The organism is Streptomyces albofaciens JCM 4342 (assembly GCF_008634025.1).
GTDB classification, from domain to species: Bacteria; Actinomycetota; Actinomycetes; order Streptomycetales; family Streptomycetaceae; genus Streptomyces; species Streptomyces albofaciens.
On the sequence record NZ_PDCM01000001.1, the window covers coordinates 3,174,032 to 3,194,080 of the forward strand.

The 20,049-nt window shown below is 72.9% G+C and carries 19 protein-coding genes; 10 read left to right on the forward strand and 9 right to left on the reverse strand.

Going from position 1 to position 20,049, the window contains the following annotated elements; genetic code table 11:
* Positions 1 to 120: 120 nt before the first annotated feature.
* From CP973_RS14260 to CP973_RS39985, 3 genes are read right to left on the reverse strand one after another with little or no spacing between them, the layout of a single operon-like run.
* Entirely contained in the window at positions 121 to 750 is a 630-nt protein-coding gene (locus CP973_RS14260; RefSeq protein ID WP_150240733.1) for an ATP-binding protein, read from the reverse strand.
* Between the two features lie 50 nt (positions 751 to 800).
* Positions 801 to 2,036 carry an MFS transporter gene (locus tag CP973_RS14265; protein ID WP_244409485.1) on the reverse strand — a complete coding sequence of 412 codons (1,236 nt, stop codon included), beginning with the start codon at positions 2,034 to 2,036 and terminating at the stop codon, positions 801 to 803.
* A gap of 43 nt (positions 2,037 to 2,079) precedes the next feature.
* A complete protein-coding gene (locus tag CP973_RS39985; protein WP_167538333.1) occupies positions 2,080 to 2,406 on the reverse strand; it encodes a hypothetical protein in 327 nt (108 codons plus the stop codon).
* Here CP973_RS39985 and CP973_RS14275 point away from each other — a divergent pair.
* Entirely contained in the window at positions 2,405 to 3,028 is a 624-nt protein-coding gene (locus tag CP973_RS14275; RefSeq protein ID WP_150240735.1) for a CGNR zinc finger domain-containing protein, read from the forward strand. The genes CP973_RS39985 and CP973_RS14275 overlap by 2 nt on opposite strands.
* Before the next feature lie 48 nt (positions 3,029 to 3,076).
* Here the strand turns inward: CP973_RS14275 and CP973_RS14280 are convergent, their stop codons facing one another.
* Positions 3,077 to 4,291, reverse strand: a complete 1,215-nt coding sequence (locus tag CP973_RS14280; RefSeq protein ID WP_150240737.1) for a beta-ketoacyl-[acyl-carrier-protein] synthase family protein — start codon at positions 4,289 to 4,291, stop codon at positions 3,077 to 3,079.
* 405 nt (positions 4,292 to 4,696) lie between these two features.
* Here CP973_RS14280 and CP973_RS14285 point away from each other — a divergent pair, with 405 nt between their 5' ends.
* The 5 genes from CP973_RS14285 (at position 4,697) to CP973_RS14305 (ending at position 11,520) form a co-directional block, all read left to right on the forward strand.
* Complete coding sequence (locus CP973_RS14285; protein WP_150240739.1) at positions 4,697 to 6,919, forward strand: NADP-dependent isocitrate dehydrogenase; 2,223 nt, start codon at positions 4,697 to 4,699, stop codon at positions 6,917 to 6,919.
* Between the two features lie 235 nt (positions 6,920 to 7,154).
* Complete coding sequence (locus tag CP973_RS14290) at positions 7,155 to 8,120, forward strand: alpha/beta hydrolase (RefSeq protein WP_150240741.1); 966 nt, start codon at positions 7,155 to 7,157, stop codon at positions 8,118 to 8,120.
* Positions 8,113 to 9,324, forward strand: coding sequence for an acyltransferase family protein (locus CP973_RS14295; protein ID WP_244409487.1), 1,212 nt, complete (start codon positions 8,113 to 8,115; stop codon positions 9,322 to 9,324). Before CP973_RS14290 ends, CP973_RS14295 begins: the two co-directional genes overlap by 8 nt.
* A gap of 10 nt (positions 9,325 to 9,334) precedes the next feature.
* A complete protein-coding gene (locus CP973_RS14300; RefSeq protein ID WP_150243580.1) occupies positions 9,335 to 10,849 on the forward strand; it encodes a sensor histidine kinase in 1,515 nt (504 codons plus the stop codon).
* Entirely contained in the window at positions 10,846 to 11,520 is a 675-nt protein-coding gene (locus CP973_RS14305) for a response regulator (RefSeq protein ID WP_150240744.1), read from the forward strand. Before CP973_RS14300 ends, CP973_RS14305 begins: the two co-directional genes overlap by 4 nt.
* Before the next feature lie 78 nt (positions 11,521 to 11,598).
* On the opposite strand, the gene CP973_RS14310 is transcribed toward CP973_RS14305, so the two are convergent.
* Complete coding sequence (locus tag CP973_RS14310; protein WP_150240746.1) at positions 11,599 to 12,711, reverse strand: FAD-dependent oxidoreductase; 1,113 nt, start codon at positions 12,709 to 12,711, stop codon at positions 11,599 to 11,601.
* A gap of 128 nt (positions 12,712 to 12,839) precedes the next feature.
* Between CP973_RS14310 and CP973_RS14315 the strand changes: the two genes are divergently transcribed.
* Positions 12,840 to 13,466, forward strand: a complete 627-nt coding sequence (locus tag CP973_RS14315; RefSeq protein WP_150240748.1) for a TetR/AcrR family transcriptional regulator — start codon at positions 12,840 to 12,842, stop codon at positions 13,464 to 13,466.
* Positions 13,467 to 13,553: 87 nt separating this feature from the next.
* On the opposite strand, the gene CP973_RS14320 is transcribed toward CP973_RS14315, so the two are convergent.
* The gene (locus CP973_RS14320; protein ID WP_150240750.1) at positions 13,554 to 14,330 is read right to left on the reverse strand and encodes a LysR family transcriptional regulator substrate-binding protein; all 777 of its coding nucleotides are present in this window, start codon (positions 14,328 to 14,330) and stop codon (positions 13,554 to 13,556) included.
* Positions 14,331 to 14,388: 58 nt separating this feature from the next.
* Here CP973_RS14320 and CP973_RS14325 point away from each other — a divergent pair, with 58 nt between their 5' ends.
* On the forward strand, positions 14,389 to 14,802 hold the full coding sequence (locus CP973_RS14325) for a DUF5997 family protein (RefSeq protein ID WP_150240752.1): 414 nt from the start codon (positions 14,389 to 14,391) through the stop codon (positions 14,800 to 14,802).
* A gap of 105 nt (positions 14,803 to 14,907) precedes the next feature.
* Here the strand turns inward: CP973_RS14325 and CP973_RS14330 are convergent, their stop codons facing one another.
* The 3 genes from CP973_RS14330 to CP973_RS14340 all read right to left on the reverse strand — a co-directional run bounded on the left by CP973_RS14330 (position 14,908) and on the right by CP973_RS14340 (position 17,782).
* Complete coding sequence (locus CP973_RS14330) at positions 14,908 to 15,570, reverse strand: class I SAM-dependent methyltransferase (protein ID WP_150240754.1); 663 nt, start codon at positions 15,568 to 15,570, stop codon at positions 14,908 to 14,910.
* Between the two features lie 93 nt (positions 15,571 to 15,663).
* On the reverse strand, positions 15,664 to 17,085 hold the full coding sequence (locus CP973_RS14335) for a Fic family protein (protein WP_167538334.1): 1,422 nt from the start codon (positions 17,083 to 17,085) through the stop codon (positions 15,664 to 15,666).
* Positions 17,086 to 17,176: 91 nt separating this feature from the next.
* The gene (locus CP973_RS14340) at positions 17,177 to 17,782 is read right to left on the reverse strand and encodes a TetR/AcrR family transcriptional regulator (RefSeq protein ID WP_150240757.1); all 606 of its coding nucleotides are present in this window, start codon (positions 17,780 to 17,782) and stop codon (positions 17,177 to 17,179) included.
* Between the two features lie 308 nt (positions 17,783 to 18,090).
* Between CP973_RS14340 and CP973_RS14345 the strand changes: the two genes are divergently transcribed.
* Positions 18,091 to 19,332: an FAD-dependent oxidoreductase gene (locus CP973_RS14345; RefSeq protein ID WP_150240759.1), complete on the forward strand. Its 1,242-nt coding sequence runs from the start codon at positions 18,091 to 18,093 to the stop codon at positions 19,330 to 19,332.
* A gap of 38 nt (positions 19,333 to 19,370) precedes the next feature.
* Positions 19,371 to 19,895, forward strand: a complete 525-nt coding sequence (locus tag CP973_RS14350; protein WP_150240760.1) for a GNAT family N-acetyltransferase — start codon at positions 19,371 to 19,373, stop codon at positions 19,893 to 19,895.
* The last annotated feature ends 154 nt before the right edge of the window (positions 19,896 to 20,049 follow it).

Genomic DNA, 20,049 nt, shown 5'->3' on the forward strand with positions numbered 1-20,049 from the left:
CCCCGCGCCCGCCCACAGCCCGCACCCGCACACCCCACGCACACACAACCCACGCACACCCACTCCACACCCACTCCACGCCCTACACCCCACGCCCGGTGCTCCCCACACCCCACCGCCTCAAAAGCGGATGTGCTTGAGGCTCGTCCACGTACGGCGCATCCGCCCCTGGAGCGCGCTGTCGGTGTTGGGCGCCAGGTCGAGCCCGGTCGTGGCGGCGATGTGGTCGGCGACCTGCGGCACCGTGAGCCGGTCGGTCCACACGTGGTCGGCGAACTCCGGGCCGCTGAGCCGCTCCAGGCAGCGGTCCAGCTTCGCCACGGCGAAGCTCTCCCGCCGCAGCGGGGTGTCCTTCCCGGCGAGGAACCCCACGACATGCCCGAAGTTGCGCTCCCGCAGCCGCCGCAGCACCGTCCGCCGTTCGGCGAGCAGCGCGAAGTGCCGTACGTCGTGACCGCGTTCGCGCAACCGGCCGACGGTCTCCTGGAAGTACACCGGTTCCACGAGCGTCATCGGCGCGATCACCGTGCCGGGGTGCTTGGTCAGCACCAGGTCGAGCACCTCGTAGACGCCCTGCCGCCATGCCGGGAAGTCCTGGAAGTCGCCGCGCAGCGCCGGGGGCGTCATCCGGTGCAGGCCGAAGCCGACGCGTTCGGGGTCGCAGACGACGCTGCCGGGAAGACGGCGCCGGATCTCGTGCGCGGTCTGCGTCTTGCCGCCGCCGAAAGGGCCGTTGATCCACAGGAGCATGGGCAGCACCCTACGAGCCCGGTGTCCGGTGGGGCGAGGGGGTACGCGCTTCATCGGCGTATGTGGTCCTCCTCGGCGTATGCGGTCCGCGTACCGGTACGGCGGCGGATCAGCAGCGTGCAGCCGAGGAAGAGCAGCCCGGCGAGGAGCTGGAGCGCGGCGGCGGTCAGCAGGGCGCCGGACAGCGACCGGGCGGCGAGCGGTCCGGCGAGGCCCGCCCCGAGGGCGAAGCCGGTGATCTTCAGGCTCGCGCCGGTGGTGAAGACCTGGCCGCGCAGGTGCTCCGGCGCCTCCCGGTGGCGCACCGCGAACAGCGCCGTCAGCTGCGGCCCCTCGCCCAGGCCCACGAGCACCGCCGCGCCGAGGAGCAGCGCGGGCGGCCCGGCCGCCGCCGTCATCAGGAGCGCGACGGCGAGTACGGCGGTGCTGCACGCGAGGACGGTGTCCGGGCGCAGCAGTCCGGGCCGGCGGGCGAGCCCCGCGTTGGCGAGGAGGGCGGAGGCGGCGACGACGGACAGCAGGAGCACGCCGTGCCGCGCGTCACCGAAGATCCGCGCCCCGAGCAGCGGGCTGCAAGCGGTCAGTACGCCCTGGCCCGTACAGGAGACCACCGAGGTCACGGTCGCGCGGGCCAGCGGCGGGGTGTGGCGGACGGCCCGGAACCCGGCCGCGAGCCCGGCCAGGACGGAGGGGGCCGTCGGCGACCGGCGCGGGTTGGCGCGGCGCGGCCCCCCGGGCAGCGCATACGCACACGGCACGGCCACCACGATCAGAGCGGCCGCCACCAGCACCCCGGCCGCCGCCCCGGCCGCCCCGGCGACCAGCCCGGCCAGCACGGGGCCCGCCAGCGAAGCGGCGTTGAACGTCATCGCGTCGAGGGCGGTCACCCGGGGCAGCAGTCCGCGCGGCGCGACGCGCGGCATCTGCGCGGTCCAGCCGCCGGACAGGGCCGGTCCCAGCAGCCCGGCCCCCACCGCGACGAGCAGCGTGACGACGACCGGTACGTGCCCCAGGCTCCCCAGGACGACGGTCAGCGCCGCCGCGTAACCGGCGAGCGCGCCGGCCAGCAGGCGTCCCGGCCTGGCGGACCGGTCGAGCAGGACGCCGAAGAGCGGGCCGCCGACCGCCGCGGCGGCCGTGATGCCGGCCAGCAGCGCCGGGCCCGTGGACGCCGATCCGGTGAACACGGGCCCGGCCACCAAGAGGGCGGGGCCCGACATCTCGTCGCCCGCGCGCGCCAGTGCCGCGCCGGTGAGGGCGGATCCCACCGCGTAATGCTTTCGCATGCGCGCCACGGTAGGTACGTAACGGAAACTCTGACCAGATGCGTTACACGCCGCCGGATGCCGCACTACCGTCGGCTCGTATGGAGTCCACGCCCCAGCCCGCCATGCAGCCCACGTCCCCACCGGCCAGGCAGTCCACGTCCCCACCGGCCAGGCAGTCCACGTCCCCACCGGCCAGGCAGTCCACGTCCCCACCGGCCAGGCAGTCCACGTCCCCACCGGCCAGGCAGTCCACGTCCCCACCGGCCAGGCAGTCCACGTCCCCACCGGCCAGGCAGTCCACGTCCCCACCGGCCAGGCAGTCCACGTCCCCACCGGCCAGGCAGTCCACGCCCCCGCCCGCTAAGCAGTCCACGTCCCCACCGGCCATGCAGCCCAGCCCCCAGCCCGCCGCGCAGCCCACACCCCCACCCGCCGGACACCACGGCGAGACACGGACACCCGCCGCACGCCGTGAATGGACCACCCGGCATTCGGTGCAGACCACCGCCCGGCGTACCGCCGCCCTCGTGAACGCCCTGGTGGACGAGGTGCCGTCGGCGGACACGGTCGCCGGGGTCCTGCGCGAACACGGTGAGGACGGTCCGATCGAACTGTCCGCGGGCGATCTCGCGGAGCTGCGGTCCGCCGCCCTACGGCTCCGCGAGGTGTTCGCGGCCGAATGCACCGACCGCGCCGCCGAGACGCTCAACCGCCTCCTCCGGGACACCGCCGGTACGCTGCGCCTCACCTCGCACCACGGCACCGCCCCCTGGCACCCGCACCTGGACAGCGCCGACGACGCGCCGTGGGGCGAATGGTTCCTCGCCTCGTCGTGCCTGAGCCTGCTGGTCCTCCTGTGGAACCACCAGCGCCCGCCCGGCGGCGTCTGCGCCTCGCCCGCCTGCCGCAACGTCTATCTCACCCTCGGCAGCGGCCCGCCGCGCCGCTACTGCTCGCGGCGCTGCGCGACCCGGGAGCGCGTGGCGGCGTACCGGCGGGCGCGGGGATGAACACGGCGCGCCCGCGCCCGGCCGCGCCCCGCCCGTCCCGCACGCCCGTCAGGGCGCGGGCGTGAAGATCAGCGAAGCGTTGTGCCCGCCGAAGCCGAAGGAGTTCGTCAGGGCGGCGGACACCGCGCCCTTGCGCGGCTCGCCCGTGACGACGTCGAGTCCGATCTCCGGGTCGAGCGTGTCCACGTTCCGCGTCGCGGGCACGATGCCGTCCCGTACGGTCAGGATCGCGGCGAGTGCGCCGACCGCTCCGGCCGCCCCGAAGAGGTGCCCGGTCATCGACTTGGTCGCGGTGACGGACGGGTGGGTGCCGATGGCGTCCGTCACCGACCGGGCCTCCACCAGGTCGCCCATGGGCGTGGAGGTGGCGTGGGCGTGGACGTGCGCCACCTCGCGCGGGGCCAGGCCGGCGGCGGCCAGCGCCAGCCGCATCGCGCGGGCCTGCCCCTCGGGGTGGGCGGCCGTGATGTGGTGCGCGTCCGCGGTGACGCCCGCCCCCGCGAGGGTGGCGTGCGCGCGGGCCGCGCGGAATCCGGCGCGCTCCAGGACGACCACGGCCGCGCCCTCACCGATCACGAAGCCGTCCCGGTCGGCGTCGAACGGGCGGGACGCCCGCTGCGGCTCGTCGTTCCGCGTCGAGTGCGCCTTGGCCTGGGCGAACCCGGCCAGCGGCAGCGGATGGACACAGGCCTCGGCGCCACCCGCGACCACCACGTCGGCGCGGCCGAGACGTATCAGGTCCAGGCCCATCGCGATCGCCTCGGCCCCGGAGGCACAGGCGCTGACCGGGGTGTGGGCGCCGCCGCGCGCGCCCAGCTCGATGCTGACCCAGGCGGCGGGGCCGTTCGCCATCAGCATCGGCACGGTGTGCGGGGACACCCGCCGTACGCCGGAGGTTTCCAGTACGTCGTCCTGGCCGAGCAGGGTGAGCGCGCCGCCCGTACCCGTACCGATCACCACGGCAAGCCGCTCCGGCTCGACCTCCGGCGCGCCCGCGTCGGCCCACGCCTCGCGCGCCGCGACGAGCGCGACCTGCTCGCAGCGGTCCATGCGCCGGGCCTGCACGCGGTCCAGGACCTCGGTCGGTTCGACCGCGAGGCGGCCCGCGATCCGTACGGGCAGCGCGGCCGCCCACTCCTCCTCTATAACGCTGATGCCGGACCGCCCGGCCAGCATGCCGTCCCAGGTCGAGGCGGCGTCCCCGCCCAGCGGAGTCGTGGCGCCGAGCCCGGTGACCAGTACGGCGTCGGTGGCAGTGGACATGGGTGTTCCCCCTTTGTCGTACGGATACAACTCCCCGAGCCGTCCGCAGCCGGGGAGAGATCAACTTAGGGGCGACTCTTCCAGGCGGTTGCCGTGAATTCAGGTGGCGACCTCAACGGAGTCCGGCCGCTGGATTTTGTAAGTTTCCTCCAGCAGGTGGCAGCAGGAAGAGGGCGTCGGAACGGGAAGCGCGGGGGGAGTGGGGCAGAGTGGGACGCCCGGGACGGCGGCCCGGGAGAACGCGCTGGGGAGGCGGCCGGGCGGCTTGGGGCGGCGGCTTCACGCAGGCCGCCGGCCCGCCCGCCCCGCCTCGTCCACCTCATACGGGCAGGGCCCTTCCTGTAAGGGCCCGATCACGAGATATCTTGATGTCGAGCAATGTTGCAGACGTGGAGCGGAGCACCGGTGACTGACTCGACCATCATCTACACCCACACTGACGAGGCCCCGGCCCTGGCGACGTATTCGTTCCTGCCGGTGATCGAGGCCTACGCCTCGACGGCCGGGGTCACGGTGGAGAGCCGTGACATCTCCCTGGCGGGCCGCATCATCGCCGGTTTCCCGGAGTGGCTCCAGGAGGACCAGCGCATCGACGACGCCCTCGCCGAGCTCGGCGAGCTGGCGAAGACGCCCGAGGCCAACATCATCAAGCTGCCGAACATCTCGGCCTCGATCCCGCAGCTGAAGGCGGCCATCGCCGAGCTCCAGGAGCAGGGCTACGCGCTGCCGGACTACCCGGACGACCCGAAGACCGACCAGGAGCGCGACATCCGCGCCCGCTACGACAAGGTCAAGGGCAGCGCCGTCAACCCGGTGCTGCGCGAGGGCAACTCCGACCGCCGCGCCCCCGCGTCGGTGAAGAACTACGCCAAGGCCAACCCGCACCGGATGGGCGCCTGGTCCGCCGACTCGAAGACCAACGTCGCGCACATGACCGGCGACGACTTCCGCTCCACCGAGAAGTCCGTGGTCATCGCCGAGGACGGCGCGCTGCGCATCGAACTGGCCGGTGACGACGGCTCCACCACCGTCCTGCGCGAGTCGGTACCGGTCCTCGCGGGCGAGGTCGTGGACGCGTCCGTGATGCGCGTTGCCGTGCTGCGCGAGTTCCTCAAGGAGCAGGTCGCCCGTGCCAAGGCCGAGGGCATCCTGTTCTCGGTGCACCTCAAGGCCACGATGATGAAGGTCTCCGACCCGATCATCTTCGGCCACGTGGTGCGCGCCTTCTTCCCGAAGACCTTCGCCCAGTACGGTGACGTGCTCGCCGAGGCCGGCCTGACCCCGAACGACGGTCTGGGCGGCATCTGGAAGGGCCTGGAGTCGCTGCCGCAGGGCGAGGAGATCAAGAAGTCCTTCGACGCGGAGCTGGCCGAGGGCCCGGACCTGGCCATGGTCGACTCGCACCGGGGCATCACCAACCTGCACGTCCCCAGCGACGTCATCGTGGACGCCTCCATGCCGGCCATGATCCGCACCTCCGGCCACATGTGGAACAAGGACGACCAGGAGCAGGACGCCCTCGCCGTCATCCCGGACAGCTCGTACGCCGGCGTCTACCAGGCCGTCATCGAGGACTGCAAGGCCAACGGCGCCTACGACCCGTCGACCATGGGCTCGGTGCCCAACGTCGGCCTGATGGCGCAGAAGGCAGAGGAGTACGGCAGCCACGACAAGACCTTCGAGATCCCCACCACCGGCACGGTGCGGGTCCTCGACAAGGACGGCAACGCCGTACTGGAGCAGACGGTCGCCGCCGGCGACATCTTCCGCATGTGCCAGACCAAGGACATCCCGATCCGCGACTGGGTCAAGCTGGCCGTCACCCGCGCCCGCGCGACCGGCGACCCGGCGGTGTTCTGGCTGGACGAGGACCGCGCGCACGACGCGAACCTCATCGCCAAGGTCAAGCAGTACCTCCCGGAGCACGACACCGAGGGCCTGCAGATCGAGATCATGTCGCCGGTCGAGGCGACCAAGTTCTCGGTCGAGCGCATCCGCCGCGGCGAGAACACCATCTCCGTCACCGGCAACGTGCTGCGCGACTACCTCACCGACCTGTTCCCGATCCTGGAGCTGGGCACCAGCGCCAAGATGCTCTCGGTGGTGCCGCTCATCAACGGCGGCGGCCTCTTCGAGACCGGCGCCGGCGGCTCCGCGCCCAAGCACGTCCAGCAGCTGGTCAAGGAGAACTACCTGCGCTGGGACAGCCTGGGCGAGTTCCTCGCGCTCGCGGTGAGCTTCGAGCACCTCGCGCAGAAGACGGGCAACGCGCGTGCCCAGATCCTCGCGGACACCCTCGACCGCGCGACCGGCACGTTCCTGGCCGAGAACAAGTCGCCCAGCCGCAAGCTCGGCGGCATCGACAACCGCGGCAGCCACTTCTACCTGGCCCTGTACTGGGCCCAGGAGCTGGCCAAGCAGACCGAGGACACGCAGCTGGCCCAGTCCTTCGCGGCCCTCGCGGCGACGCTGGCCGAGCAGGAGCAGAAGATCGTCGACGAGCTGATCGCCGTCCAGGGCAAGCCGGCCGACATCGGCGGCTACTACCAGCCCTCGGTGGCCAAGGCCGCGGCCGTCATGCGCCCGTCGCAGACGTTCAACGACGCGCTGGCGACCCTCGGCAGCTGATTCCGGCACCGGCGGACGGGACGCACCGTCCGCCGCGCCACCCGCACGGGTCCGCCCCGGCCGGCACCTTCGCCCGGCCGGGGCGGACCCGTTCCGCTCTCCGTGGCCGCCCCCTACCCGTAGTACTCAGGAGCCAGACGCCGGGTGCGCTCCCCGGCGGGACGCCGACCACGTGGCGTGATCCCTACATTCCGTACCGCAGCCCGCACTTCACCCGGTACGGAAGGACCCCGACATGGCGACCCGCCCACGCGCCCGCCGCCTGCACCGCGCCCTGATCGCCGCGCTCGTCACCGCCTCGGTGGCGGTACCGGTGTCCGGCGCGGCCCGCCCAGCGGCCGTACCGGCACCCGAACCCGCCGCCCTCGCGCCGCTCACCGCCGCGACCCCCGCCGCCCTCGCCGAGCGCTACGCCGCCGGCCGCGACGGCATCCTGGCGGCCGAGCGGGCGGCGGCGCACCACGGCGACCGGGCGCGTGCCGCCACGCTGCGCGCGTTGGCGGCGCCGTCGCGGCAGTTCCTCTCCTTCGACGGCCGGGACGGCGGCCGGACCGCCGAAGTCGTCGGCGACCTGGCGCGGGCCGAGCGCATCGCCGTCCTCGTGCCGGGCTCGGACACCAACCTCGACACGTACGAGCGCTTCCGCTCCGAAGCCGTGGCGCTGCAACGGGAACTGGGCGGCCGGTCGGCCGTCGTCGCCTGGCTCGGCCACGCGACGCCGAGCCTGACGAGCCCGGACATCCTGACCCCGGCGCTCGCCGAGGCATCGGCCCCACAACTGGTGCGCTTCCTGGACGAGTTGAGGGACGCCAAGCCTGCCGCCCGCGTCTCGCTGCTCTGCCACTCGTACGGTTCGGTCACCTGCGCCCGTGCCGCCGCGGGCCTCCCGGTCGCCGACATCGTCCTGTACGGCAGCCCCGGCACCGGTGCCGACACCGTCCGCGACCTGCACACGAAGGCCACCGTGTGGGCGGGCCGGAGCACCGGGGACTGGGTCGCCCACGTGCCGCACATACGGCTCCACCTTCCGTTCGCGACCCTCGGGTTCGGGACGGACCCGGTATCGGGCGCGTTCGGCGCCCGGCTCTTCGACGCCGGTTCCGGTGGACACGGCGACTATCTGAAGCCCGGCTCGGTGCCGCTGCGCAACATCGCGCGCATTGTGGCGGGGGAGTACGCGGCGGTGAGCGACGGTGCGTAGTGCCTCGGCCCTCCGGCGGGTCGGCCTGCGGCGCCTCGCCCGGCGGATCGACACCGCCACACCGCCCGGCCGGGACCGCGCCGTCGACGCGCTCCGGGCCGCCGCCATCCTCGGCGTCGTGCTCGGGCACTGGCTGGTGACCGCGCTGGTCGCCGACAGCGGAACCGTACGCGGTGCCAGTCCGCTCCAGCACCTGCCCCAACTCGCGCCGGTCTCCTGGCTGTTCCAGACCCTGGCGGTGTTCTTCCTCGTCGGCGGGCACGTGGCGGCGCGGAGTCACGCGGCGGCCCGCGCCCGGGGCGTTTCGTACGGGCGGTGGCTCGGCACCCGTATCGCCCGGTTCTACCGGCCCGTCGTCGCCCTGCTCGCGCTGTGGGCCGTGGTGGCGGGCGCGCTGCTGGCCTCGGGGACGGACCTGGCGACCGTACGGACCCTGCTCAAGCTGGTCTGGTCGCCACTGTGGTTCCTGCTCGTCCTCACGGCGCTCACGGCGGCCACTCCGCTGGTCGCGAAGGTGCACCCGCTGTGGCCACTGGCGGTCGTCCTGCACATCGACGTCATACGGTTCGGGCTCGGCGGGCCGGACGCGCTCGGCTGGGTCAATGTGGCGGCGGGCTGGCTGGTCCCGTACTGCCTGGGCGCGCTGTGGGCGCGGAAAGGGCTTCGGGGCCGTACGACCGGCTGGGCGCTGCTGGCCGGGGGAGCGGCCGCCACCGCGCTCCTCGTCGAGTACGCCGGATACCCGGCCTCGATGGTCGGCGTACCGGGCGCCGCGGTCTCGAACCTCGACCCACCGACCCTGGCCGCCGTCACGTTCGGCCTCGCCCAGTGCGGAGCGGCCCTGCTGCTGCGCGACCCGCTGCGGCGGCTCCTCACGCGGCCCGCGGCCTGGGCGGCGGTCGCGCTGCTCAACCTCTCCGCGATGACCGTCTTCCTCTGGCACCAGACCGCCCTGATGGCGGTCACCGCGACCGGCCTGCTCGCGGGCCACCCGCTGCCCGGCCTGCACACCGCGCCCGACGGCGCCGTCTGGGTGGCGGCCCGGATCGCCTGGCTGCCGGTGTTCGCGGTGGCGCTTCTGATCTGCTGGGCGGCCTTCCGCACACACGAGGCGTACGAGACGCACGAGCGACGGAAGCCGTCCGGAACGACGTCGGTACACGAAGGGCGGCCCGCCCGGAAGGAGACGGTGCACGGTGCATAAGGTGCAGCTTGTGGGGGAGAACGGGGCGAGCGCCCGTACGTGGGCGAGGAAGCGGCTGGTCACAGCCGTGAAGGGGCTGCCGCGCGCGCTACGCGAGGACCTGGTGGCGGGGGCGGTGGGGCCGCCGCCGGGGGAGCGGCCGGGGTGGTTGATCTGGCAGCCGGTGATCGTGCTGCTGTTGGCGTTGGGTGCGCCGTTCCTCTGTGCGTTGAGCGTCAACGACCTCCTCTATCAAGGGATGGACGGGTTCGGCCAGCGGTCGGCGTTGCTGCTCGGTGTCGTGCAGGGGCTGGCGCTCATCGTGGCGGCGTTTCGGCCGGTGGTGGCCTGGTGGATAGTGACGGCGGCGATGGTGGTCGTCGTGGTGGGCGTGGAATACGGGGCCGCGCGGCACGGGTTGCACCCGTGGCCGGGCGCAGGCCCCGCGGCGATCAGGGAGTTCCCTGTCGACCGGGGCGGGCTCTACCCCTGGACGGCTGCGGGGCTTGCCGCTCAGGCCGTCGTGCTCCTGCTGCTGGCGCTGCGGCTGCGCTTCCGCGCGGCGGCCGGGGCGTTGGGGGTCACCCTTCTCGCCGGCCTGGTGTGCGGGGTCGCAGCGGTACGGCTCGGCGCTCCGCTCCGGGCTTCCTCCATCGGTCTCGTCGTGGCCGTCCTCGTCGCCGCCACCATCGTCGGCGCCGCCCTCCGCGGCCGCCAGGTGGCCCGTACCGAACTGGTCGCCCAGGAAGGGATGACCACGGAGGAACGGGCCCGCCGCACACTCCTGGAGGAGCGCAACCGGATCGCCCGCGAACTGCACGACGTGGTCGCCCACCACATGTCGGTGATCTCCATCCAGGCGCAGGTCGCCCCGTACCTGGCCGAGAACCCGTCCGACGCGCTGAAGGAGAACCTCGCGGGCATCCGCGCCAACGCAGTGGAAGCGCTGACCGAACTGCGCCGTGTGCTGGGCGTGCTGCGGTCGGAGGAGGCCCCCGCGTACGGTACTCCCGAGTACGCAGGGGACGGCACCGCGCCGCACGCCCCGCAGCCCACGCTCGACCGGCTGGACGAACTGGTCGGCAACGTCCGCGCCGCCGGGGTGACGGTCACCACCGACGTCACCGGAACGCGGCGCCCGCTGTCGCCGGGCGTCGAACTGTCCGCGTTCCGCATCGTGCAGGAAGCGCTCAGCAACGCCATGCGGCACGCGCCGGGCGCGCGCGTCGCGGTGGCGGTCGCGTACCGCCCGGCCGCCCTCACCCTCCGCGTCACCAACACCGCGCCGGACCGGCCCGTCACCGCCTCCCCGGGCGCCGGCCACGGGCTGCTCGGGATGCGCGAACGCACCGCCATGCTGGGCGGCGAACTGGCCACCGGCCCGACGCCCGACGGCGGCTACGAAGTGACCGCGGTCCTGCCCACCGGAACCCCCACCGGAGCCCCCGCCGAGGCACCCGATCCGTCCCCCACTCCGGCTCCCATTCCGACCCCCACGCCATCTCCCCACCCGCCCGCCGACCCCACCGAGGACGCCACCCCATGACGACCCCCATCCGCGTGCTGATCGCCGACGACCAGGTCATGGTCCGGCAGGGCTTCACGGTGCTGCTCGACGCCGAACCCGGCATCGAGGTGGCCGGGCAGGCCGTGGACGGACTCGACGCCCTCGGCAAGGCCGCCGAACTCGCCCCCGACGTCGTCCTGATGGACATCCGCATGCCCGGCCTCAACGGCATCGAGGCCACCCGCCGCCTCACGGAGGCCGCCGGATCGACCGTCAAGGTCCTCGTACTGACCACCTTCGACCTGGACGAGTACGTGTACGAGGCGCTGCGCGCCGGCGCGTCCGGCTTCCTGCTCAAGGACGCCTCGGCGGCCGAACTCGCGCAGGCCGTACGGGTGGTGGCGGCGGGCGACGCGCTGCTCGCGCCGAACATCACCAAACGCCTGATCGCCGAGTTCTCCCGGATGACCGCCGCGCCACGGCCACCCCTCAAGGACCGTGCCGGTGATCTGACGGAACGCGAGACCGAGGTCCTGTGCCTGATCGCCCAGGGCCTGTCGAACGCGGAGATCGCCGACCGCCTGGTGGTGGCCGAGCAGACCGTGAAGTCCCACGTGAGCCGCATCCTGGTCAAGCTGGGCGTACGTGACCGGACCCAGGCGGCGGTCTTCGCGTACGAGACCGGGCTGGTACGGCCGACCGGCTACTGAGGCCCCGCCGGCCGACCGGCCACCCGCTGTCTGCGGCGCCCCCTGTCTGCGGCGCCCCCCGTCTGCGGCGCCCCCCGCCTACGGCACCAGATGCCGCAGTCCCTCCGCGCACTGCTTGGCCAGCTCCGAGGAGCGGGGCAGCATCAGTTCCTCGTACGCCCGCACGGCGTCGTCCACCCGCTCCTCGGTGACCAGCGCCTGAGCCAGGTCGGCGCCGTCGAGCAGCGCGTGGTTGGCGCCCACGCCGAGGGGCGGCATCAGGTGCGCGGCGTCGCCCAGCAGCGTCACACCCGGCACGTGCTCCCAGACGTGCGGTACCGGCAGCGCGAACAGGGGGCGGTTGACGAAGTCGTGGTCGCCGTCGAGCAGGGCGTAACGCAGCCCTTCGGCCCATCCGTCGAGCCGCTCCGAGAGGTACGCGCGGGTCGCCGCCCTGTCCTCCAGGTCCACCCCGGCGGCCGTGTGCCAGTCCTGCGGGGCCCGGAAGGCCACATACGCGCGGATGTGGCCGTTGCTGTTCCGCTGGGCGAACAGGATCGACGAGTCGGACCCCGCCACCAGCGTGCCCGGGCCGACCAGCCGCGCCAGTTCGGGATGGCGCACATCGCAGTCGTCGAAGCCGGTCTCGATGAAGGCGACGCCCGTGTACGCGGGCAGCGCCTCCGAGACGGCCGGGCGGACCCGCGACCACGCGCCGTCGGCGCCGACGACCAGGTCGAAGTCCTCGGTGGCACCGTCCGCGAACTCCAGGCGGCAGGTGCCGTCACCGAGGGGCAGCGCGCTGTTGACGGCGCTTCCCCAGCGGACCGTCCCCGGCGCGAGCGAGTCCAGCAGCAGCCCGCGCAGGTGCCCTCGGTCGATCTCCGGACGGTCCTCCACACCCGCGCCCTCGTCCCCGGGGGGCCACTCCTGTTCCTGGGCGGCCGCGGTGACGTGGTCCACCTTCCGCCACTCCTGGCCCTCGGGACGGGACAGGGCGTGGAACCGGTCCAGCAGGCCCGCCACGCGGAGGGCCGCCTGGCCCGTGTCCGGGTGCAGGTCGAGTGTGCCGCCCTGCGGACGGGCGTCGAAGGCCGTCTCGCGTTCGAAGACGGTGACGGACCGGCCGTGCAGCTGGAGGACGCGTGCACAGACGAGGCCGCCGAGGCCGCCCCCGACGATCGCGACGCGGGCGTCACGGGTGAGCTTCATGGATTCCCCTCCAGGGGTGATCAGGACGCCGGACCGCTCGTCCGACGCCTCTCCAAAAAAGCACAGCCACTAAAAAAGCGCAATCACTAAACTTTCGAACTGGCTAAGCGGCGGGCTATCCTCCCCTCATGACCGGACCCGCCCCGCACATCGAGCCCCCCGCCCCCGCCGACAGCGACGCCCCGGTCGGCCGCCGCGAACGCAAGAAGGCCCGGACCCGCAAGGCCCTGGCCGACGCCGCGCTGGAACTCTTCCTCGAACGCGGCTTCGAGCAGGTCAGCGTGAAGGAGATCGCCGACGCCGCGGATGTCTCGGTGACCACCCTGTTCAAGCACTTCGCCGGCAAGGAAGCGCTCGTCTTCGACCTGGACGACGACATCGAGGCCGCCCTCGTCGCCGCCGTACGCGACCGGGCGCCCGGCCGGTCGGTCCCGCAGGCCTTGTGCGACTACGTCCTGCTGACCGAGGACCAAGCCGCCCAGCACGACTTCGCCCCCTTCGCCCGCCTGGTGGCCGACACCCCGGCGCTGCGCGACTACGCCCACCGCATGTGGATGCGCCATGAAACGGCCCTGGCGCGGGCCATCGCCCAGGAGGCCGGCGCCCCGGAAGACGACCCCGCCTGCGCCGCACTGGCCCACTTCGCCCTGGAATCCCGCGAACTCGCCCAGCGGTACACCGATCGCAAGCGCGCCGCCGAGGAGATCTTCGCGCTGCTGGAACGGGGGTGGGCGGCGGTGCGGCCCGGGACGTGAGCCGCGCACGTCACTCATGCCGTGCGGCAGGCCCCGCGCCTCCGGTGCCGGGCGGCAGGCCCCGCGCCACCGCCCCCGTGATGTCGCTTACGACCGGCGGCGGGGCTTGCGGCCCTTCGCGGACTTCGACGTGGCGGAGCCGCCCCGAGGACCTCGGGGGGACTTGCCGGCCGGCTTGCCGCCGGCGGCCTTCTGGCGCGCGCCGCCCTTGCCGGACTGCCGGGCCTTCGGCCGGTCCGTGGCCTCGGGACGCGCACGGCCGCGGGTGCTGTTGACCGTACGGCCGCGGACGATGCCGATGAAGTCCTCGACCTGGTCGGTGGTCCGCTCCTCCGGCCAGGCCAGCGCGACCTGCGACTGGGGCGCGTCCGTCAGCGTCCGGTATTTGAGGTCCTTGCGGTGGTACAGCCGGGCCAGCGACTGCGGGACGACCAGCAGGCCGATGCCCGCCGCCACCAGCTCGATCGCGTCCGCCGTCGTGGCGGGCCGCTCGAACGCGGGCTGCCCCGGCGGGCGCTCCCAGCCGAGGGTGTCGTCGAGGGGGTGCAGCACGATCTCGTCGGCCAGTTCCTCGACGGTGATCTCGTCGGCCGCCGTGAACAGGTGGTCCTTCGGGACGACGACCACGGTCGTCTCCGTGTAGAGGGGGATCGCGCTGAAGTACGTACGGTCGACCGGCAGCCGTACGAAACCCGCGTCGGCGCCGCCGTCCCGCAGCACGTCGTACGCCTCGGCGGCGGGCGTCGCGACGAGCGTGAGGGGAATGCCGGGCAGCCGCTCGTTCCAGATCCGCACCCACTTGGTGGGCGTCACCCCCGGGACGTACGCGAGCCGGAACGAAGGGGTTTCTTCCGAGCCTGTCACTCCGCCAGGTTACCGGTCGTGGTCAGAGGTGGCGCACACGATCGATACCCTTGACATCATGACGTCGCACCAGAACACCCAGACGATGAAGCCCGCGACCGCGGCGAAGAAGCTGGGTGTGTACCTCGAAGCCACCCCCGCCGAGTTCCAGGAGGGTGTCGTCTCGCGCGCCGAGCTGAACGCGCTGCAGACCGACCCGCCCGAGTGGCTCCGGGAGCTGCGACGCAACGGCCCCCACCCGCGCCCCGTCGTCGCCGCGAAGCTGGGCGTCTCCATCTCGGGCCTCGCCCGCGGCGGGGTCACCGAGCCCCTCACCACGGAACAGATCGAGGCCCTGAAGGCCGAGTCCCCCGAGTGGCTGCAGAAGGAGCGCGCCACCCAGGCCGAGGTCCGCAAGGAAGCCGTGCGGATCAGGGAAAAGCAGAAGCAGGAGCGCGAGAAGCGGGCGGAGCGGGAGACGGGCGGGGAGTAGCAGAGGCGCGGGGAGCAGGAGAGGCGCGGGGGCGGGCAGGGCCGCTCGCGCTTCCGGGGCCGGATTGTCCCGGCCCCCTTCGGCGCGCCTCTCGGGACGCGCCTCTCACCGCACCCGTCGCGCCCGTAGCACCGTGTCGTGGGTGTGGTGGGTGCCGGCGGGGGGCGGGGTGGTCCGGGGGCGGGTCTCGTTGGATTCGACACTCCAGTCAGCGGGGTCCAGGAGCCGGGCGATGCCGTCGGGCTCGTAGTAGTCGGCGGGGTCGAAGCCGTCTTCCGGGCGCGGGGCCAGGCCGCTGAGGTCGTGGCTGACGAAGAGCAGGGTGCCGCCGGGCGCGACGGCCCTCAGCAGACCGCGCAGCGCGGTGTGGTCCGGCTCGCGCCGGAGCGGAAAGTACTGGACGGACACCAGATCGAACGCCTCGGCCGGGGGTGGAGTCGCGGTCAGGTCGGCCCGGGCCCACGCCACCCGGTCGGCGAAGTCCGTGGCGAGGTCCGCCGCCGTCGCGGCGGCGCGTCGCAGAGCGACCTGGGAAACGTCGACCGCGGTGACCTGCCAACCGCGCCGGGCCAGCCACAGCGCGTCGGCGCCTTCACCGCACCCCACATCGAGCGCCTGCCCGGGCGGCAGGCCGGTGACCTCGCCGACGAGTACGGGATTGGGCGCGCCGCTGAAGACCTGCTCGCGGCTGCGGTACATCGCGTCCCAGGATTCGGCGCTCTCCTGTATGCCGACAGGCCCGGTGGCGGGCCGAAACTGCTGGGTCATCATGACCACCTCCGCGGTCAATGTGCCGCTCCCCGCCACGAGCCCGCAAAGTTCTTTGCGGAAACCGCAAACCAGGCGCTGCGCGCGGTTCGCTCAGTGGGCGCTCCGCGCGCGTTCCCGGGTTCCCACGACATGGCTGTCCACGTACCGGACGAGGGTCAGCGCGTCCTCCGGGTCGTCGGCGCGGAAGGCGACGCGACGCACCAGGAACACCGAGTCCAGCGCGACGCCCTCGCGGGCCAGGACGTAGACGAGGGTGAGGAAGGCGGACCGGGCGTTGCCGTCGTCGAAGGGGTGGAAGAAGCAGACGTCCAGGTAGGCACGTGCGGCACGGGCGATCAGGGAGAGGGGCTGCCCGCCGTCCGGTGCGCCTCCGCCGTCCGGTGCGCCTCCGCCGCCCGGCCCGCTGCTGCTGCCCGGTCCGCTCTCGGCCAAGCAGGCGTCGAGCCTGGCACGGGTGTCCGGGCCTATGCCGTAACGTTCCCGCCCCCTCTTGGCGAAAGCGGGAGCGCTGCGGAACGGCGGCGGGTGCGGCGTACCCAGTACGTGCTTCTGCCAGCCACGGAGCAGTTCGAAGTCGAGCGGGGCGCCGCGCGCCGCGTCGGCCCGCAGCATCTCCAGGGCGGCGAGCAGACCTTCGGCGCGGGCGGGGTCCACGGCGCCGTCGAAGGAACGGATGTCCTCGGCCGCGCCGTCACTCGACGGGAGCACCGGCCCGTCCACACCGCCGTCCGGGTCCTCGTGCCACGGCACGATCTCGCGTACCGCCAGCCAGCGTTCCAGGTGGTCCGGCGCGGGCCCGGCGGACCATGCCTCGTACTGTGGCCGCAGCGACAGCGCCACCCGCTCCGCGACATCGTCGACCAGCACCGTGCCGGGCGCGGTCCAGCTCTCGAACCGCCCGCCGATCGCCTGCTCGACCAGTTCCTCCGCCACGTCGGGCGCGAACCCCCAGTAGCCGAGGAACCAGGTGAGCACCTGCTTGCAGTGCCCGTGCCAGCCACTGCCGGCACCGGTGCGGTCGCTCACCTGGAGGATCAGGTTGCGGGCCGCGCGCTCCCACAGGATCCGCTGCTCCTCGATCGCGGCCGGCTCCAACGGGTACGCCTCGAACCACCCGACCAGAGTCTCCACCCACCCGCGCCACTCGCACAGCGCCGCGACGACCCGGGCGAGCGTCTCCTTCGGAGTGCTGATCGAATCCCGAGGGCAGCACCAGCTACCGACCGGCCCCCCGTCGAAGTCCCCTTCGTCGTGCGACCAGCGCCAGCCGATGGCCCAGGGTCCGTAGTGCCGCACGAGGGCATACGACATGGCGTCGGCCCAGGACGTGCCCTCGCCGCGACTCCAACGGATCAGTGTCATATCGCTGAGCGGGAGGTCCGGGCGGCGCGGCACGCACCGGGCCGGCCCCAGCGAGTGCACGACGTGCGCGGCCGACGCGCTGTCGAAGGGATGACGGGCGGGGTCCACCTCGTCCCAGGCCAGAAAGAGCGGGGTCAGTTCGGGTAGCACCGCGTCAGCCTGCCATGTCCGCCAGGAGAACGATCAGGATTTCTTGACGTTCCGGTACGCCCCCGACCGCGATACGTGCGCCCGGTCGCGGTTATGCGTCCTCACCGGAGCGCTCCGCACGCCGCATCAGCGGGGTGGTGACCCACCCGTCCTCCAGCAGCGCGAACAGCTCCCGTATCGCCCTCGCCGGGTCGTCGCTCGCGCGGGCGAGACTGGGGATTTCCAGGGCGAAGCGGGCCAGGCCGGTGAGGGCGAGGTCGTCCGGGGGGAGTCCCGTCGCCTCTGCGAGGGCGCCGGCCAGCGTCTTTTCGTGGCGCAGCCACATGCGCCGGGCGTAGTCCCGCAAGGCGGGGGTGGATTCGACGAGGACGAAGGTGGGGTCGTCGGGCCGCGCGGCGGTGCGGGTCCGCATCAGGTGGTCGCGCAGGGCGTGCAGGACGGGCTTGCCCGGGTCTCGGTCGCGGATGGCGGCGACCAGCGCGCTCTCGATGTCCGTGTCGAGGTCGAAGACGAGCGCTTCCTTGCTGGGGAAGTGCTTGAACAGCGTGCTCAGTGAGACGTCGGCCGCCTCCGCCACTTCCCTGACGCCGACGTCGTCGAACCCACGCTCGGTGAACAGCCGCACCGCGGCGTCCGCCAGGGCCTGCCTGGTCTGCGCCTTCTTGCGCTCGCGGCGCCCTGTGGTCGTGTCGGCCATGGTGCCACCTTAGCCCACGACGGGTGATCCGATCGTAAAGGCGAGCAGCGCGTAAAAGAGATCGGCACGTAAAGGCGATCGACACGTCAAAGCAAGCGGATCAAAAGTCGGATCAGTTGTACTTTTGAAGCGGATGTGTTTCTGTGAGTCGCCTCGCCGGGGCCTCGCCTCGCCGGGTACTGGTGTCGTCTCGCCGGGACCTGGCTTCGCCTTGCCGGGACCTTGGTCTCCCCTCGCCGGGGCCTCGCTCCCGGGGCCCGGGGCGCGTCCCCGTACCGCAATGCCTCCACAGAACGGAGCACGTCCTCATGCCCACCACCCCTCGCATCGCGATCGTCGGCGCCGGTCCCGGCGGCCTCGCCTGCGCTTGCGTCCTGCAGCGGCACGGCGTGCCGGTCACGGTCTTCGAGCGGGAGGACGACGCCGGCTCCCGCGCGCAGGGCGGCACGCTCGACATCCATGAGGAAACGGGTCAGGCCGCCCTGCGTGCGGCCGGAGTGTTCGACCGGTTCCTCGCGCTGTCCCGGCCCGAAGGCCAGGAGTGGCGCTTGTACGACCGTCACGCGCACCTGATACGTCATGACCGGGCCGGTGAGGGCGATGTGAGCCGGCCGGAGATCGACCGTGGCCTGCTGCGCGCGCTTCTCCTCGATTCCCTCGCCCCCGGCACGGTCCGCTGGGGGCGCGGTGCGACCGCCGTCACTCCGCTGACCGGCGGCCTGGCCCGCCTCCACTTCCAGGACCGCACCGCCGAGGACTTCGACCTGGTCGTCGGCGCCGACGGCGCCTGGTCCCGGGTGCGCCCCGCGCTCTCCGGCGCCCGCCCCGCCTACACCGGTGTCACGATGGTGGAAGTCCGCTTCGAAGACGTCGACCGCCGGCGCCCCGGCATCGCCCGCCTGGTCGGCAGCGGCACCATGTCGGCCAAGGCGGGCCACCGCAGCCTGGTGCTGCAACGCAACAGCGACGGGCACGTCCGCGGCTACATCACCTTCCGCGGGCCGCTGGACTGGCACGCCGGTCTCGACCTCGCCGACACCGAAGCCGTACGCGCCCGCCTCCTCGCCCGGTACCGGGGCTGGGACGAGAGCCTGCTGGACATCCTGCGCGCCAACGACGGCGCATTCGTCAACCGGCCCATGTTCGTCCTGCCCGTTCCCCATGCGTGGCGGCGCGTCCCCGGCGTCACCCTGCTCGGCGACGCCGCCCATCTGATGCCGCCCATCGGCGTCGGCGTGAACCTCGCCCTGCTCGACGGCGCCGAACTGGCCCGCTCCGTCATCGATCACCCCACCATCGACCGGGCCCTCGACGTATACGAAAGCGTCATGCTGCCCCGCGCCCTCGACCACGCGAGGACGGCACAGCAGCTGCTCGCGACGCTCCTGCCCGACAGCGACTCGGACGCCGCGCTTTTCCCTGATGCGGTGTGGCCCTCGGCTGACGGTGCCGGCGCTGCTACCGGCGCCGGCACCGACGCCGATACGGGTGCCCCTGCGGCTGTCGATACGGCCGACGGTGTCGACCCGCACGCCGCGCCCACGGGCTGAGCCGCGGCACGCTCGGCTGAGTTGGCGATCATGTGGGGATGGCTGAGAACCCATCACCCGTCATACGCCTCCCTCGGTACACGAAGACGGACCAGCAGGAGATCCTCGGCGAAGGCGACGACCCCTTCGGCGTCGCCGGGACCGGGCTGGCCTTTCTGCCCAAGGAGGAGCACTTCGGCATCCGAAGCGGCGGCCGGCTCGTGGCCCACGCGGGGTTGCTGCGGCTGCCCGTGCTGATCGGGGACGTCGCGACCGAGGCGGTGGGTGTCGGCGGGGTGGCCGTCGCGCCCGATATGCAGGGCCAGGGCCTGGCGCGACGCGTCGTCGCGGCCGCACTGGAACACGCCCGCACCATGGGCCCGCAGCACGCCCTCCTGTTCTGCCGGCCGCCCCTCGTGCCGCTGTACCAGCGCCTCGGCTGGCACCTGCTGGAGGCGGACGTCCTCGTGGAACAGCCCGAAGCCCGCCTCGTCCCCATGCCGCTGCACACCATGGTGACGCCCCTGCGCGACGGAGCGCGCTGGCCCACAGGGACGGTGCGCTTGTTCTCGCTCCCGATGTGACGGTCCGGCCGGCTGCCGGGATTCCGCTGTGACCGAGAATTTTAGTTGGCGGATCTTGGTCTGAGCCGTGCAGGTCACATGGGCTTGGAGAATTCTTGTTGGCAGATCTTGAGAGGGATAGTTGGCGGATCATGAGCGCGGAGGTTGACTGTGA

What these genes read in the sequence shown, in the direction of transcription:
- CP973_RS14260 (WP_150240733.1), bottom strand. Translation starts at nt 750, where the DNA reads ATGCTCCTGTGGATCAACGGCCCTTTCGGCGGCGGCAAGACGCAGACC.
- CP973_RS14265 (WP_244409485.1), bottom strand. Translation starts at nt 2,036, where the DNA reads ATGCGAAAGCATTACGCGGTGGGATCCGCCCTCACCGGCGCGGCACTG.
- CP973_RS14275 (WP_150240735.1), top strand. Translation starts at nt 2,405, where the DNA reads ATGCAGCCCAGCCCCCAGCCCGCCGCGCAGCCCACACCCCCACCCGCC.
- CP973_RS39985 (WP_167538333.1), bottom strand. Translation starts at nt 2,406, where the DNA reads ATGGCCGGTGGGGACGTGGACTGCTTAGCGGGCGGGGGCGTGGACTGC.
- CP973_RS14280 (WP_150240737.1), bottom strand. Translation starts at nt 4,291, where the DNA reads ATGTCCACTGCCACCGACGCCGTACTGGTCACCGGGCTCGGCGCCACG.
- CP973_RS14290 (WP_150240741.1), top strand. Translation starts at nt 7,155, where the DNA reads ATGGCGACCCGCCCACGCGCCCGCCGCCTGCACCGCGCCCTGATCGCC.
- CP973_RS14305 (WP_150240744.1), top strand. Translation starts at nt 10,846, where the DNA reads ATGACGACCCCCATCCGCGTGCTGATCGCCGACGACCAGGTCATGGTC.
- CP973_RS14310 (WP_150240746.1), bottom strand. Translation starts at nt 12,711, where the DNA reads ATGAAGCTCACCCGTGACGCCCGCGTCGCGATCGTCGGGGGCGGCCTC.
- CP973_RS14315 (WP_150240748.1), top strand. Translation starts at nt 12,840, where the DNA reads ATGACCGGACCCGCCCCGCACATCGAGCCCCCCGCCCCCGCCGACAGC.
- CP973_RS14325 (WP_150240752.1), top strand. Translation starts at nt 14,389, where the DNA reads ATGACGTCGCACCAGAACACCCAGACGATGAAGCCCGCGACCGCGGCG.
- CP973_RS14330 (WP_150240754.1), bottom strand. Translation starts at nt 15,570, where the DNA reads ATGACCCAGCAGTTTCGGCCCGCCACCGGGCCTGTCGGCATACAGGAG.
- CP973_RS14340 (WP_150240757.1), bottom strand. Translation starts at nt 17,782, where the DNA reads ATGGCCGACACGACCACAGGGCGCCGCGAGCGCAAGAAGGCGCAGACC.
- CP973_RS14345 (WP_150240759.1), top strand. Translation starts at nt 18,091, where the DNA reads ATGCCCACCACCCCTCGCATCGCGATCGTCGGCGCCGGTCCCGGCGGC.
- CP973_RS14350 (WP_150240760.1), top strand. Translation starts at nt 19,371, where the DNA reads ATGGCTGAGAACCCATCACCCGTCATACGCCTCCCTCGGTACACGAAG.